Origin of the sequence: Nocardioides sp. SYSU D00065, assembly GCF_017916425.1 — a bacterium.
In the GTDB taxonomy this organism is placed as follows: domain Bacteria; phylum Actinomycetota; class Actinomycetes; order Propionibacteriales; family Nocardioidaceae; genus Nocardioides.
In genome coordinates, this window is the sequence record NZ_JAFMSX010000001.1 from 1,191,307 (window position 1) to 1,205,134 (window position 13,828).

The 13,828-nt window shown below is 71.7% G+C and carries 12 protein-coding genes; 10 read left to right on the top strand and 2 right to left on the bottom strand.

What is annotated here, in order from left to right; genetic code table 11:
* Nucleotides 1-153 precede the first annotated feature (153 nt).
* On the bottom strand, nucleotides 154-1,251 hold the full coding sequence (locus J3P41_RS05650; protein WP_210649213.1) for a glycerate kinase: 1,098 nt from the start codon (nucleotides 1,249-1,251) through the stop codon (nucleotides 154-156).
* Complete coding sequence (locus J3P41_RS05655) at nucleotides 1,248-2,282, bottom strand: LacI family DNA-binding transcriptional regulator (protein WP_210649214.1); 1,035 nt, start codon at nucleotides 2,280-2,282, stop codon at nucleotides 1,248-1,250. The genes J3P41_RS05650 and J3P41_RS05655 overlap by 4 nt, the downstream gene beginning before the upstream one ends.
* A gap of 121 nt (nucleotides 2,283-2,403) precedes the next feature.
* Between J3P41_RS05655 and J3P41_RS05660 the strand changes: the two genes are divergently transcribed.
* The 10 genes from J3P41_RS05660 (at nucleotide 2,404) to J3P41_RS05705 (ending at nucleotide 13,695) form a co-directional block, all read left to right on the top strand.
* Entirely contained in the window at nucleotides 2,404-3,633 is a 1,230-nt protein-coding gene (locus J3P41_RS05660; RefSeq protein ID WP_210649215.1) for an amino acid ABC transporter substrate-binding protein, read from the top strand.
* Between the two features lie 62 nt (nucleotides 3,634-3,695).
* Complete coding sequence (locus J3P41_RS05665; protein WP_210649216.1) at nucleotides 3,696-4,574, top strand: branched-chain amino acid ABC transporter permease; 879 nt, start codon at nucleotides 3,696-3,698, stop codon at nucleotides 4,572-4,574.
* Nucleotides 4,558-5,745, top strand: a complete 1,188-nt coding sequence (locus J3P41_RS05670) for a branched-chain amino acid ABC transporter permease (RefSeq protein WP_246861464.1) — start codon at nucleotides 4,558-4,560, stop codon at nucleotides 5,743-5,745. The genes J3P41_RS05665 and J3P41_RS05670 overlap by 17 nt, the downstream gene beginning before the upstream one ends.
* Complete coding sequence (locus J3P41_RS05675; protein ID WP_210649217.1) at nucleotides 5,742-6,521, top strand: ABC transporter ATP-binding protein; 780 nt, start codon at nucleotides 5,742-5,744, stop codon at nucleotides 6,519-6,521. The genes J3P41_RS05670 and J3P41_RS05675 overlap by 4 nt, the downstream gene beginning before the upstream one ends.
* The gene (locus tag J3P41_RS05680; protein ID WP_210649218.1) at nucleotides 6,511-7,263 is read left to right on the top strand and encodes an ABC transporter ATP-binding protein; all 753 of its coding nucleotides are present in this window, start codon (nucleotides 6,511-6,513) and stop codon (nucleotides 7,261-7,263) included. Before J3P41_RS05675 ends, J3P41_RS05680 begins: the two co-directional genes overlap by 11 nt.
* Before the next feature lie 38 nt (nucleotides 7,264-7,301).
* Entirely contained in the window at nucleotides 7,302-8,441 is a 1,140-nt protein-coding gene (locus J3P41_RS05685; RefSeq protein ID WP_210649219.1) for a Gfo/Idh/MocA family protein, read from the top strand.
* The gene (locus J3P41_RS05690) at nucleotides 8,438-9,616 is read left to right on the top strand and encodes a dihydrodipicolinate synthase family protein (protein ID WP_210649220.1); all 1,179 of its coding nucleotides are present in this window, start codon (nucleotides 8,438-8,440) and stop codon (nucleotides 9,614-9,616) included. Before J3P41_RS05685 ends, J3P41_RS05690 begins: the two co-directional genes overlap by 4 nt.
* Entirely contained in the window at nucleotides 9,613-10,518 is a 906-nt protein-coding gene (locus J3P41_RS05695) for a sugar phosphate isomerase/epimerase (RefSeq protein WP_210649221.1), read from the top strand. The genes J3P41_RS05690 and J3P41_RS05695 overlap by 4 nt, the downstream gene beginning before the upstream one ends.
* Nucleotides 10,519-10,582: 64 nt before the next feature.
* Nucleotides 10,583-11,290, top strand: coding sequence for a hypothetical protein (locus J3P41_RS05700; protein WP_210649222.1), 708 nt, complete (start codon nucleotides 10,583-10,585; stop codon nucleotides 11,288-11,290).
* 119 nt (nucleotides 11,291-11,409) lie between these two features.
* On the top strand, nucleotides 11,410-13,695 hold the full coding sequence (locus J3P41_RS05705) for a PQQ-dependent sugar dehydrogenase (RefSeq protein ID WP_210649223.1): 2,286 nt from the start codon (nucleotides 11,410-11,412) through the stop codon (nucleotides 13,693-13,695).
* Nucleotides 13,696-13,828 lie beyond the last annotated feature (133 nt).

The window sequence follows — 13,828 nt, forward strand, 5'->3', positions numbered from 1 at the left end:
CCGACTCTCCACAGGCTGTGGACAACACCATCGTGGAGGATCCGTGTCGCTGGGTGGCTCGGATCCTCCACGATCCTGCAGGGATCCCCGGCTAGCCGGGGATCGCAACCGCAGCGACCCCCGCAGCGACCCCCGCAGGCCCGCCGCGAGACCTCAGCCCAGGTAGCGGCGCGCGACCAGCGCGCCCAGGTCGGTCAGCAGCCGGTCCGGCTCGCGCAGGCAGACGTCGACGTCGGGCTCGAGGTCGGTCAGCGCGTGGGCGCCGGCGAAGCCGGCGGCGGCCACCTGGTCGGCGGTGAGCAGGCTGCGCCCGCACACCGCGACCACCGGAACGCCGACCCGCGCGGCGGCGGTGGCCACGCCGACCGGCGCCTTGCCGCGCAGGCTCTGCTCGTCGAGCGACCCCTCGCCGGTGATGACCAGGTCCGCCCCGGGCACCCGGTCGGCGAACCCGAGCAGGTCGAGCATCAGGTCGATGCCGGGCCGCAGCTCGGCGCCGAGCACCGCGACGAGGCCGAAGCCCACGCCGCCGGCCGCTCCCGCGCCCGGCTGGTCTCGGCGGTCGGTCCCGGTTGCGGCTGCGACCGCATCGGCCCAGCGCACCAGCCGGGCGTCGAGGAGGGCGACCTGCTCGGGCGTGGCGCCCTTCTGCGGCGCGTACACCGCGGCCGCGCCCTCCGGACCGGTCAGCGGGTTGTCCACGTCGCAGGCGACCACGATGCGCGACTGTGCGAGCGCGGGGTGCAGGCCGGACAGGTCGAGGTGCACGTCCGACGACAGGTCGTGCGGGTCGACCGCCGCCCCCAGCGCAGCCAGCATCCCGACCCCGCCGTCGGTGCTGGCGCTGCCGCCGATCCCGATCACGAGGTCGCGGCACCCCGCGTCCAGCGCGGCCGCGACGACCTCGCCGAGCCCGCGGCTCGTCGCGGTCGTCGGAGCAGGTACGCCGCCGGGCAGGCGGGCCAGCCCGCACGCGTCGGCCATCTCCACGACCGCGGTCGTGCCGCGCCGGGCGTACGCCGTCGCCACCGGCTCGCCGGTCGGCCCGCTCGCGACCACCGGCACCCGCTCGAACCCACTCGCGACGGCCGCGTCGAGGGTGCCGTCGCCGCCGTCGGCGACGGGTAGGACGTCGACGACCGCCTCGGGTCGCACCCGGCGCAGGCCCGTCGCCAGGGCGCGCGCGACCTCGTGGGCGGGGAGGGACCCCTTGAACTTGTCGGGCGCGACCAGCACGCGTGGCGTCGTCATGCGGGCGGCGGTGCGGTCGAGTCGCGGACCACCAGCTCGGCGCCGACCGGTCGGCGGCGGGGGCGGGCCCCCGGCTCCTTGAGCGCGAGGAGCAGCGCCTGCTCGCCCATCTCCCCCATGGGCAGCCGGACGGTGGTGAGCGAGGGGGCCAGGTCGCCCGCGACGGCGACGTCGTCGAAGCCGGTGACCGACACTTGTCCTGGGACCGAGATGCCGCGGGCGCGGAGGGCCGACAGCACGCCGATCGCCATGTCGTCGTTGAGCGCGAGCACGGCGGTGACGCCCGGGTGTCGGTCGAGGATCTCCTCGGCGGCGGCCTTGCCGCCGGCGCGGGTGAAGTCGGCCTCCACGAGAGGTACGTCGGCGAAGTCGAGGCCGGCGGCGGTGAAGGCCGCCTCCAGACCGGTGATCCGGTCGGCGACCGTGGTGAGCCCGCGCGAGCCGGTCGCCACTGCCACCCTGCGATGGCCGAGGTCGAGCAGGTGCTGGGCGACCGAGCCGGCCCCGCCGGTGTTGTCGGGCAGCACGGCGTCCACGCCGAGGTGGTGCCGGCCGATCACCGCCACGCGACCCCCCGCACGCTGGAAGGCCTGGAGCTCGGCCTTGGCCGGCGCCTGCAGGCTCGGGTCGACCAGGCCGGATCCGGCGATGACGATGGCGCCGACGCGGTTGGCGACCAGCATCCGCAGCTGTTCGAGCTCGCGCTCGGGGTCGCGACCGGTGTGGCAGATCTGGACGGTGAGCCCCTCGCGAGCGCCGACGCCGAGCAGGCCGCTCGCGATCTCGGAGAAGTAGGGGTCGCCGATCTCGTGGACCACCAGGCCGACCGAGCGGCTCGGGCCGCCCGCGAGGCTGCGGGCGTGGACGTTGGCGACGTAGCCCAAGGAGGTCGCCACCGCGCGGACCCGCTCGGCCACCGGCACGCTCACCCCGGGCGCCCCGGACAGGCTGCGCGAGGCGGTGGCGATCGAGACGCCGGCCGCCTCGGCCACGTCCTTGAGGCGCAGCGCGGTCGCCCGCTCCTTGTGCATCTCGCCCCCTCGCGTCCGTCCCGGTCGATCCGATTGTGACCCTTGCCACATCCGGCGGATGCTGCCTACAGTAGCCGAAAGCGCTTACGAAAGCGCTTACGCATTGGACCCGAGGAGTGACATGAAGGTCAAGACCCCCTACCGCGTGGCCGGACTCGCGATGGCGTCCTGCATGGCCCTGACGGCGTGCATGAGCTCCGGCTCGGACAGCGGATCCGCCGAGGACGGCGACGGCCCGATCAAGATCGGCATCTCCCTCCCGCTGACCGGCGACTTCTCCGAGCCGGGCAAGGGCGTGCAGCGCGGCTACGAGGCGTGGGCCGACTACGTCAACGAGAACGGCGGCCTCCTCGGCCGCGACGTCGAGCTCACCATCCTCGACGACCAGTCCAACGCCGACCGGGTCGCCGCCGACTACGAGAAGCTGATCAACCAGGACGGCGTCGACCTCGTCTTCGGCCCGTTCTCCACCCGACTCGTCGTGCCCGCGGCCCAGGTCGCCCAGGACTACGGATTCCTCTTCGTCGAGCCGGCCGGTGCCGCCGAGGAGGTCTTCACGCAGGGCTTCGACAACCTCTTCTACGCCGCCCCCGCCGTGGCCGACGACCACTACAACTACCTCGCCGACGCCATCGAGGCGCTTCCCGAGGACCAGCGACCCAAGACCGCGGCGTACGCCGCGATGGACGACCCGTTCGCGATGGGCACGGCCTACGGCCTGAAGGACCGCCTGGAGGAGATGGGCGTCGAGACCGTCGTCGACGAGGTCTACCCGCCCAACACCACCGACTTCGGCTCCATCGCCGCCAAGATCGCCGACAGCGAGGCCGACGTGGTCGTCGGCGGCACCCAGTACCAGGACGCGGTCAACATGATCGTCGCGCTCCAGCAGCTCGACTACCAGCCGAAGATGGCGGCCTTCTCCACCGCGCCCACCAACCCCGAGTTCCCCGAGGCGATCGGCAGCAAGACCGAGGGCATCCTCTCCCCCACCGGCTACACCCCGGAGGCGGACTTCCCCACCAACCAGGAGTTCGTCGACTACTACACCGAGAAGAACGGCACGCCGCCGGCGGAGGACGAGGCCAACGCCTGGACCACCGGCCAGGTGGTCGCCGCCGCGGTGGAGGCCGTCGAGTGCGCCAGCCCCGACCCGGAGTGCCAGAGCCAGCTCATCGACTGGCTGCGTGAGAACGAGGTCGACACCGTCGTCGGCCCGCTCACCTGGGACGCCGAGGGCCGGCCGGAGGGCGCCCACCTGATCCAGCAGTACGTCGACGGGGAGATCCGCATCGTGCTGCCCGAGGAGGCCAAGGAGGCCGACCTCATCATCGAGAAGCCGGCCTGGTGACCCCGACCCGCCACGACGTCCCCGTCCGAGCGACCGACGCTCCCGACCGTTAGGCCCCTGTCATGTCCTTGCTCTTGCAGAGCCTGGTGCTGGGCGTGCTGCTGGGTGGGCTCTACGCCCTCCTGGCAGCCGGCCTCACCCTCTACTTCGGCGTGATGCGCGTGGTGATGATCGCCCACTCGGCCTTCCTCATCCTCGCCGCCTACCTCGCCTGGTGGTTCTCCACCGAGACCGGCCTCGACCCGCTGCTGTCCCTCGTGCTGACGGTGCCGCTCTTCTTCGGGATGGGGGTCTTCATGCAGCGGGTGCTGATCAGCCGGCTGCGGCCGGCGACCCTGACGATGATGTCGGTGCTGCTCACCTTCTCGATCGCGCTGGTCATCGAGGGCATGCTCGGCTTCGCGTTCAGCGGCACCCAGCGGCGCATCCGCCTCGACTACGGCGGTGCCAACTTCGAGGTGTTCGGCGCCAACGTCGCGGTGGTCAAGCTCATCGCCTTCGCCCTCGCCGCCGTCTCGCTCGCCGCGCTCTTCCTCCTCATGAAGAAGACGCAGTTCGGCCAGGCGCTGCGCGCCACCATCCAGCACCCGGAGGCGGCCCGGCTGATCGGGATCAACACCGACCGCGTGGCCGGCTACGGCTTCGGTCTCGGACTGGCGACCGCAGCCGTCGGCGGCACCGCGCTCGCCCTGGACTCCACGTTCTACCCCTCGCTGCACTGGCACTGGATCGGCCCGCTGATGGCGATCATCGTCGTCGGCGGACTGGGCAGCATCCCCGGAGCGGCCATCGCCGCGATGGTGCTGGGCATGGGTCAGTCCCTGCTCCAGATCCCGCTCGGGACGACGTGGGCCCAGACGTTCTTCTACATCGCGTTGTTCGCCACCCTCATGGTGCGACCGCAGGGATTCTTCGGAGGTCGTCTTGCCCAGCGCTTCTGACACCACGACCGTGACCTCGGCCGCGACCGGGGACACCACCCGCCGCCGCGGGTCCATGCTCCTCAAGGCGGTCGCCCTGGCCGTCCTCGCGGCGGGAGTCCTGTCCTTCCCGTCCGTCGCGGCCAACCCGTTCATCCTGTCGGTGGGCGTGGTCATCATGAGCTACGCCGTGCTGGCGACCTCGTGGAACTTCGTGGGGGGCTTCACCGGCTACATCTCCCTCGGCCACGCCGCCTACTCCGGCCTCGGCGGCTACGCCACCGGGCTCCTGGTCATCCACACCGGGATCAACCCGTGGCTCGCGATGGTGCTCGCCGGCCTGGTCGTCGCCGCGCTCGCGGTCCCGATCGGGATCGCCAGCCTCCGGGTGCGCGGCGCCTCCTTCGTGATCGTCTCGATCGCACTGGTGCTGATCCTCCTGCTGGTCTTCCAGTCGTGGGGCTCCTTCACCGGCGGCTCCAACGGCCTGCGGGTGCCGCGCCCGTTCGGCCCCGAGGTGCTGCGGCCCGAGCAGCACGAGCGGTTCTTCTACCTCCACGCGCTCCTGCTGGGCGTCGCCCTGCTGGTGTGGTGGCTCATCGACCGCTCCCGCTTCGGCACGGGCCTCAAGGCGATCCGCGAGGACGAGGACAAGGCGCAGGCCCTCGGCGTGCCGACCTTCACCTACAAGCTCATCGCGTTCGTCGTCTCGGCGTTCTTCACCGCCCTCGGCGGTGGCCTCTACGCCCTGTGGTTCGGCTTCCTCGACCCGATCTTCCAGTTCTCGATCCTGGTCGGCTCCTACATGGTGCTGATGAGCCTGCTCGGCGGCATCCGCAGCCTCTTCGGCCCGTTCCTCGGCGCCGTGATCGTCGGCTACGCGGTGGAGTACTTCAAGAACCAGTACGGCGACTCCCAGTTCCACCTCGTCGCGATGGGCCTGCTCCTGGGCCTGGTCGTGCTGTTCATGCCCGACGGCATCATCCCGGCCGCCACGAACCTCGTCGAGCGGTTCCGGCCGCAGAAGACCTCCATCCGCGAGGTCAGCGCGGCCGACCTGGCCGAGCAACGCCGTACGGCGGGACCCGAGGCGGGACAGGCCGACCAGCAGGCGCGGACCGACGACGGCACCGACATCCCCAGCACCGACACCCCGACCGACACCAGCGTCACGGAAGGAGCCCGCCGATGACCGCCACCAGCGAGACCGCCGGCCCGAGCACCGCCGCGCCGTCCACGCCGAGCCTGGCCACGGTCGAGCTCCGGAAGTCCTTCGGCGGCGTGCACGCCGTCGACGGCGCGACCGTCACCTTCCACCACGGCAAGGTCAACGCGCTGATCGGCCCCAACGGCTCGGGCAAGACGACGTTCTTCAACTGCGTCACCGGCATGATCAAGCCCGACTCCGGCTCGGTGAGCTACCGGGGCGCCGACATCACCGGCAAGGCCCCGCACCGCATCGCGCGGGCCGGGGTGGGTCGCAGCTTCCAGCTGTGCCGGATCTTCCCGCGGATGACGGTGATGGAGAACATGCTCGTCGCCGTCCGGTCCACGAGCCTGCGCCGCCAGCTGTCCTCGGCGCGCAACCCCGAGGAGCTCGACCGTGCCCGCGGCCTGCTCGCCCGGGTCGGCATCGAGCACCTCGAGCACTCGCTGGCGCGCGACATCTCCTACGGCCAGCAGAAGCTCCTCGAGCTCGCCGGCGTGCTGATGGCCGACCCCGACACGATCATGCTCGACGAGCCGGCGGGGGGCGTGAACCCGGCGCTGATCGACCGGATCGCCAACCTCGTGCGATCCCTCAACGCCGAGGGCAAGACCTTCATCGTCGTCGAGCACAACATGGACCTGGTCATGTCGCTCTCCGACCACGTCGTGGTCTTCGACCGCGGCCGCCCCATCTGCGAAGGCACCCCGTCGGTCGTGCAGAACGACCCCCGAGTCCTGGAGGCCTACCTTGGCATCTGACGCCCCCTACCTGCTGGAGCTCGACGACATCGAGGCCGGCTACGGCCGCGCCGCGCTCGTCCTGCGCGGCCTCACCGTCAAGGTCCCGCCCGCCACGGTGGTGTGCCTGGTCGGCCCCAACGGCGCCGGCAAGTCCACCGTCCTCAAGGTCGCCAGCGGCATGCTGACCCCGCGCTCGGGCGCCATCCGGGTGGCCGGGCAGGACGTCACGAAGAACTCGCCGCAGCAGATGCTGGCCGCCGGGCTCTCCCACGTCCTGCAGGGCCACAGCGTGTTCAAGGAGATGACGGTCGAGGAGAACGTCCGCCTCGGCGCCTACTCGGTCAAGGACAAGAGCGAGGTCAACGACCGCATCGACTTCGTCAAGACGCTCTTCCCGGTCGTCGCCGACCGCTGGAACGCGCTGGCGGGCGCCCTCTCGGGCGGGCAGCAGAAGCAGGTCGAGTTCGCCCGCTCGCTGATGGTCAGCCCGCAGGTCGTGCTGCTCGACGAGCCCTCCATGGGCCTGGACCCCAAGGCGACCGGCACCGTCTTCGAGCAGGTCGTGCGGATGCGCGACGCCGGCACCGCGGTGCTGCTGGTCGAGCAGAACGCCCGCCGGGCGCTGGAGACCGCCGACCTCGGCTGCGTGCTCGACCTGGGGCGCGTCCACATCTCCGGCCCCGCCGACGAGCTGCTGCGCGACCCGCAGCTCGCCGAGCTCTACCTGGGCGGACGGCCGAGCGCCGCGCCCACCGCCTGACGTACGCCCACCCGACGACCTCGACGTGAGGACCCACCATGCCTGACAGCACACTCCGCATCCTGATGAACGGCGTCACCGGACGCATGGGCTACCGCCAGCACCTGCTGCGCTCGATCCTGGCCATCCGCGACGACGGCGGGATCGCGCTGCCCGACGGCACCCGGCTGCAGGTGGAGCCGGTGCTGCTGGGGCGCAACGCCGACAAGCTGGCGCGCCTGGCCGACCAGCACGGCATCGCCGACTGGTCCACCGACCTCGACACCGCGCTGGCCGAGGACCCCGCCCCGATCTACTTCGACGCCCAGGTCACCAGCGAGCGCAAGAAGGCGATCCTCAAGGCCGCCGCCGCCGGCAAGCACGTCTACACCGAGAAGCCGATCGCCGAGACCGTCGCCGAGGGCCAGGAGCTCGTGGACGCCGCGGAGCGCAGCGGCATCATCAACGGCGTCGTCCACGACAAGCTCTACCTGCCCGGGCTGATGAAGCTCAAGCGCCTGGTGGACTCCGGCTTCTTCGGGCGCATCCTGTCGGTGCGCGGGGAGTTCGGCTACTGGGTGTTCGAGGGCGACTACCTCCCGGCCCAGCGACCCAGCTGGAACTACCGCGCCGAGGACGGCGGCGGGATGGTGCTCGACATGTTCTGCCACTGGAACTACGTGCTCGAGAACCTGTTCGGCGGCGTCGAGGCGGTCACCGCCAAGGCGGTCACGCACATCCCGGAGCGGTGGGACGAGAACGGCGAGCGCTACGACGCCACCGCCGACGACGCGGCGTACGCCATCTTCGAGCTGGCCGGCGGCATCATCGCGCAGGTCAACTCCTCCTGGGCGGTCCGCGTGGAGCGCAAGGAGCTGGTGGAGTTCCAGGTCGACGGCACCCACGGCTCGGCGGTCGCCGGCCTGTTCAACTGCCGCATCCAGCCGCGCGAGTCGACCCCGATGCCGGTGTGGAACCCCGACCTGCCGACCACCGAGGACTTCCGCGGCCAGTGGCGCGAGATCCCGGACAACCAGGTCTTCGGCAACGGCTTCCGCGCGCAGTGGGAGCAGTTCCTGCTCGACGTGCACCACGGCCGTCCACACCGCTACGACTTCTCCGCCGGCGTCCGCGGCCTCGAGCTCGTCGACGCCGGCCTCACGTCCTCGCGCGAGGGCCGGCGGGTGGCGCTGCGATGAGCCCCGCCCGCGTCGAGGTCCCGCTGGCCGACGGCGGGTGGCAGGAGGTCACCCTCGCCGAGCCGCGCCAGTGGAAGGACCACCCGCAGCCCTACGCCCAGCGCGTCGCCTTCGCCGCGGCCCACGTCGTGGCCGACCCCCGCGGGGAGAACGTCCCGGGTGCGCCCGCGGTGGTCGACTGGGACGCCACGCTCGCCTTCCGGCGCGAGCTGTTCCGCTACGGCTTCGGCGTCGCCGAGGCGATGGACACCGCCCAGCGCAACATGGGCCTGGACTGGCCCGCGGTGCAGGAGCTGGTGCGCCGCAGCGCCGAGCAGGCGCGGGAGTACGACGCCCGCATCGCCTCCGGTGCCGGCACCGACCACGCGCCGGCAGCCGCCACCCTCGACGAGGTGCGTGCGGCGTACGCCGAGCAGGTGGCGTTCGTCGAGTCGACCGGCTCCCAGGTGATCTTGATGGCGTCGCGCCAGCTGGCCGCCGTCGCGGCGGGACCCGACGACTACCTGTCGGTCTACGCCGAGCTGCTCAGCCAGGTGCGCGAGCCGGTGATCCTGCACTGGCTCGGCGAGGCCTTCGACCCGCAGCTGCGCGGCTACTGGGGCTCGGCCGACGTCGACGCCGCCACCGCGACGTTCCTCGACCTCGTGCGCGCGCACGCCGACAAGGTCGACGGGGTGAAGGTGTCGCTGCTGTCGGCCGACCACGAGACCGGGCTGCGCGCGCAGCTGCCGGACGGCGTGCGCCTCTACACCGGCGACGACTTCAACTACCCCGAGCTCATCCGCGGCGACGGACGGCACCACTCCGACGCGCTGCTCGGCGCGTTCGCGGCCATCGCCCCGGCCGCCTCGGCGGCACTGACCGCGCTGGACGAGGGCGACCTCGAGACCTACGACGCGGAGATGGCGCCCACCCTGCCGCTCTCGCGGCACGTGTTCGAAGCCCCGACGTACCACTACAAGGTCGGCATCGCCTTCCTGTCGTGGCTGTGCGGCCACCAGCCCGGCTTCACCATGGTCGGCGGCCTGCAGTCCGCGCGCAGCGCGGTGCACCTCGGCCGGCTCTTCGCGCTGGCCAACGAGGCCCGGCTGCTGCCCGACCCCGAGCTGGCGGCGCACCGGATGCAGCTGTGCCTGCAGGTCGCCGGCCTCGACGGCCCGGGACGTACGCGATGACCGCCGTCGACGTGGCCCTCGACGTCCCCTCGGGTGCCCCCGCGCGAGTCGCGACACCCGCCCCGGGCGACCCCCGCCTGGCCCGGCTCTCCCTCAACCAGAAGACGGTCGACGGGTGGAGCCTCCGAGAGGCGATCGACGGCTGCGTCGCTGCCGGGCTGCCGGCCCTCGGTGCGTGGCGCGAGCCGGTCGCCGAGGTCGGGCTCGAGACGGCCGCTCGCTGGGTGCGCGAGGCGGGCCTGCGGGTCTCCTCGGTGTGTCGCGGCGGCTTCTTCACCGGCGCCGGCGACCTGTCGCGGGCCGAGCGGCACGACGACAACCGTCGAGCCCTCGACGAGGCCGCGGCGCTCGGCGCCCCGTGCCTGGTCCTGGTGCCGGGCGGCCTGCCCGCCGGCGACCGCGACCTCGGTGCCGCGCGCGCCCGCGCGGCCGACGCGATCGAGGCGCTCGTCCCGCACGCGCTCGACGTCGGCGTACGTCTCGCGATCGAGCCGATGCACCCGATCTTCGCCGCCGACCGCGGCGTCGTCTCCACGCTGGCACAGGCCCTCGACATCGCCGAACCGCTCCCGTCGGCCGCCGTCGGCGTCGTCGTCGACACGTTCCACGTGTGGTGGGAGCCGGGCGTGGAGGAGCAGATCGCCCGCGCCGGCGAGCGGATCGCGTCCTACCAGGTCTGCGAGTGGATCACCCCGCTCCCGCCGGACGCCCTGCTGTCCCGCGGGATGATGGGCGACGGCCACATCGACTTCGCGCGACTGACCTCCCTCGTCGCCGCCGCCGGCTACACCGGCGACGTCGAGGTCGAGATCTTCAACGCCGACGTCTGGGCCGCCGACGGCCGGGCTGTCGTCGACACGCTCGCCCGCCGCTACGTCGAGCTCGTGGAGCCGCACCTCTGACCTCACCGGCCCGCCGGGCCACTGCACGCCCCCACTCTGGATTCTCGGAAAGGAACGGGAGCACATGCACCGCAGGACCATCCCCACCACGCTCGTCAGCACCGCCCTCCTCACCACGGCGGTCCTCGCCTCGCCCGCTACGGCGGCGACAGCCGCCCCCGACCACGACCGGACGGTCAGGGTCGTCGCACCGGCGACCCCCCAGCACTGGGACCCGCTGACCGACGAGCTGTGGGACTACCGGGGCAACCAGGTCGTCCTCACCCGCGCCGGCACCAACCCGAACGACGGCGTGCGTCGCCCCTTCGAGTACGCCGTCGTGACCAAGGGGCCCGAGCTCGCCGACGTCGACGTCAGCGCCGAGGTGCGTCTCGACGAGTCGGTCACCGTCAGCAACCGCGACGTGGTGGTCATCTGGAACTACCAGGGACCTCGGCGCTTCTACTACGCCCACTTCTCGCAGGACAACACGATCTATCCGCACAACGGGATCTTCGTGGTGGACGAGGCCGACCGCCGGCGCATCGACGACCAGTGGACCGGCTCGGTGGGCGCCCCACCCGCCGTCACCGACGCCGACTGGCACGACGTGCGGGTGTCCTACGACGCGGACACCGGCCGCATCGAGGTCTACGTCGACGGTGCCGACGAGCCGCTCATGACGGCCACGGACACCACGTTCTCCGGCGGCCGCGTGGGCTTCGGCTCGTTCGACAACTTCGGTCGCACGCGCCACTTCCGCGCGGTCGGCACCGCGGTCACCACGCCGTGACCACCCCCTGATCCCCGTCGGTCCCCCGGCGAACCGGGGGACCGACGAGGGCTGCCGCGGACCCGGGCAAGGAATCGCGGCAGCAGTCGTCTCCAACCACCTCAACGATAGGGACCCCCATGCGACACACACGCTGGTGGACCGCTGCCCTCACCACCTCCCTGGTGGCAGCGGCCCTCTCCCCCCTGGCCGCCCCGGCCACGGCCACGCGCTCCTCCGGGCCGGGGGCGCCACCGATCCCGCCCGACCCGCAGCCGTCCAACCTCGGCCTGGTGCTGGAGGAGTACGCACAGCTGCCCGCCTCCGAGCCGACCCCGGCGCCCACGGACGCCCGGCTCATGCGGCACAACCGGATCAACTACATCGGCGAGGTCCCCGACGGCTCCGGGCGCCTCTACGTCCCGGACCTCAACGGCCCGCTCTACCTGCTGCGGGACGGGGAGGAGACCGTCTACCTCGACATCAAGGCACGCTTCCCGGAGTTCTTCTCCGGCCGCGGCATGGGCTCGGGGTTCGGCTTCGTGACGTTCCACCCCGAGTTCGCGGACAACGGCAAGTTCTACACCGTCCACACCGAGGACCGTGACGCGATCGCGACCCAGCCGCCGACGTACCCCAACCAGCCCAACGCCTTCGTGCAGAGCGTGGTGACCGAGTGGACGGCGAGCGACCCCTCTGCCGACACCTTCGAGGGCACCTCGCGCGAGATCTTCCGCTTCGGCTTCACCGAGCAGATCCACGCCATCCAGCAGATCGACTTCAACCCGACGGCCGAGCCGGGCGACGAGGACTACGGCCTGCTCTACCTCGCGGTCGGCGACGGCGGCAACGGCGTACGGAGCACGGTCCCGCAGGAGCTCGACAACCCCGCCGGCAAGATCCTGCGCATCGACCCCTTCGGCACCGACGGCCCCAACGGCCAGTACGGCATCCCGGACAGCAACCCGTGGGTCGGCGAGCCGGGCGCGCTGGGTGAGATCTGGGCGATCGGCATGCGCGACCCGCACCGCTTCAGCTGGGACCTCGAGGGCAAGCACGACATGTACCTCGGGCACATCGGGCAGCGCGCCATCGAGGCGGTCTACGAGGTCGACGCAGGTGACGACTTCGGCTGGCCCGACGTCGAGTCGCGGCTGGACTACCAGAACGACACCCAGTGCCGTCTCGACCCGATGACGCCCGAGCAGGCCGCCAAGGGCTACGACTTCCCGGTCGCGTCGTACTCCCACGACACCCCGGCCAACTGGAGCTGCAACTCCGACTCCGGCCACGCGATCTCCGGCGGGCACGTGCACCGCGGTGACCTCAAGGGCCTCTACGGCAAGTACGTCTTCGGCGACCTCGTCGAGGGCAAGGTGTTCTACACCGACGCCGCGCAGATGCGCGACGACCGCGACCGCGAGGCGACCGTCCACGAGCTGCAGCTCTTCACCACCGACGGCCAGCGCGTCCGGATGCCCGACCTGGTCGGCGACGGCCGCATCGACCTGCGCTTCGGCACCGACTCAGAGCGCAACCTGTACCTGCTGGCGAAGGCCAACGGGATGATCTGGAAGGTCGTCGACACCGAGCGGGAGCAGTGGCCCGACGACGTCGAGCCGGCGCTGCGCAAGCACCTGGTCGCGTCGTACGACTTCGAGCACCCGTTCGCGGCCAACGACTCCTACGAGGAGGACCAGGGCCCCAGCCGCACGCTGATCTCGCTGATCAACGGCGGTGAGCGGATGCGCGTCGACGACGGCGCCTACCCCGGCTCCAACAACGCCCTGCAGGTCCACAGCGCTGCGGAGTCGCCGACCGGCACGGCGTGGAAGGCCGGGGTCTACGAGGCCGACGCCGACGGCGTCGCGTCCCTGTCGAGGTTCAACAACGCCAAGGGCACGACGGTGATGGGCTGGTTCAAGATGACCGGCCAGAACCCGACGCCCGGCTACAACGCGATCGGCCTCGCCGGGGTGCTGGCCGGCAACTCCGACGGCCACGGCGTACGCGCGCTGCTCGAGCTCATCCAGGTCAACGGCGAGCTCAAGCTGGTGGCGTTGGGCCGGCGGCTCGACACCGGCGCCTCGCAGACCTTCGCCGCGACGCAGGACTGGCAGGAGCTGCTCCCGCAGGGCGAGTGGGTCCACCTGGCGGCGACGTTCGACTTCGCGAAGGGGACGATGGCGCTCTACCGCAACGGCAAGAAGGTCGACGGCTTCTACACCGCGACCAACGACCCGTGGCAGGTCGACGGCACCGGCACGTCCGCGACGAACCCGCGCGGGATCAAGATCGGCGGCTCGTTCCCGCAGAACGGCACCGAGCGCAACCCGTGCAACTGCCGGATGGACGCGCTGATGTTCCTCGACGACGTGGCCAGCGCGTCGGAGGTGGCGCGCCAGTACCGCCGGTTCCGGCGCTGACCCGAAGCTTCGGTAACCAGAAGTAACCATCGGATCGTGGAGGATCCGGGTCACCAGGTGGCTCGGATCCTCCACGATCCTGGTGATTTCCCCGGCTAGCCGGGGATCGCAACGCCCGCGCGCAAGTTTCCCC

Excerpts from the sequence above, each read along its gene's own strand:
- J3P41_RS05685 (WP_210649219.1), top strand. The coding sequence starts at position 7,302 with ATGCCTGACAGCACACTCCGCATCCTGATGAACGGCGTCACCGGACGC.
- J3P41_RS05665 (WP_210649216.1), top strand. The coding sequence starts at position 3,696 with ATGTCCTTGCTCTTGCAGAGCCTGGTGCTGGGCGTGCTGCTGGGTGGG.
- J3P41_RS05655 (WP_210649214.1), bottom strand. The coding sequence starts at position 2,282 with ATGCACAAGGAGCGGGCGACCGCGCTGCGCCTCAAGGACGTGGCCGAG.
- J3P41_RS05695 (WP_210649221.1), top strand. The coding sequence starts at position 9,613 with ATGACCGCCGTCGACGTGGCCCTCGACGTCCCCTCGGGTGCCCCCGCG.
- J3P41_RS05690 (WP_210649220.1), top strand. The coding sequence starts at position 8,438 with ATGAGCCCCGCCCGCGTCGAGGTCCCGCTGGCCGACGGCGGGTGGCAG.
- J3P41_RS05650 (WP_210649213.1), bottom strand. The coding sequence starts at position 1,251 with ATGACGACGCCACGCGTGCTGGTCGCGCCCGACAAGTTCAAGGGGTCC.
- J3P41_RS05700 (WP_210649222.1), top strand. The coding sequence starts at position 10,583 with ATGCACCGCAGGACCATCCCCACCACGCTCGTCAGCACCGCCCTCCTC.
- J3P41_RS05660 (WP_210649215.1), top strand. The coding sequence starts at position 2,404 with ATGAAGGTCAAGACCCCCTACCGCGTGGCCGGACTCGCGATGGCGTCC.
- J3P41_RS05675 (WP_210649217.1), top strand. The coding sequence starts at position 5,742 with ATGACCGCCACCAGCGAGACCGCCGGCCCGAGCACCGCCGCGCCGTCC.
- J3P41_RS05705 (WP_210649223.1), top strand. The coding sequence starts at position 11,410 with ATGCGACACACACGCTGGTGGACCGCTGCCCTCACCACCTCCCTGGTG.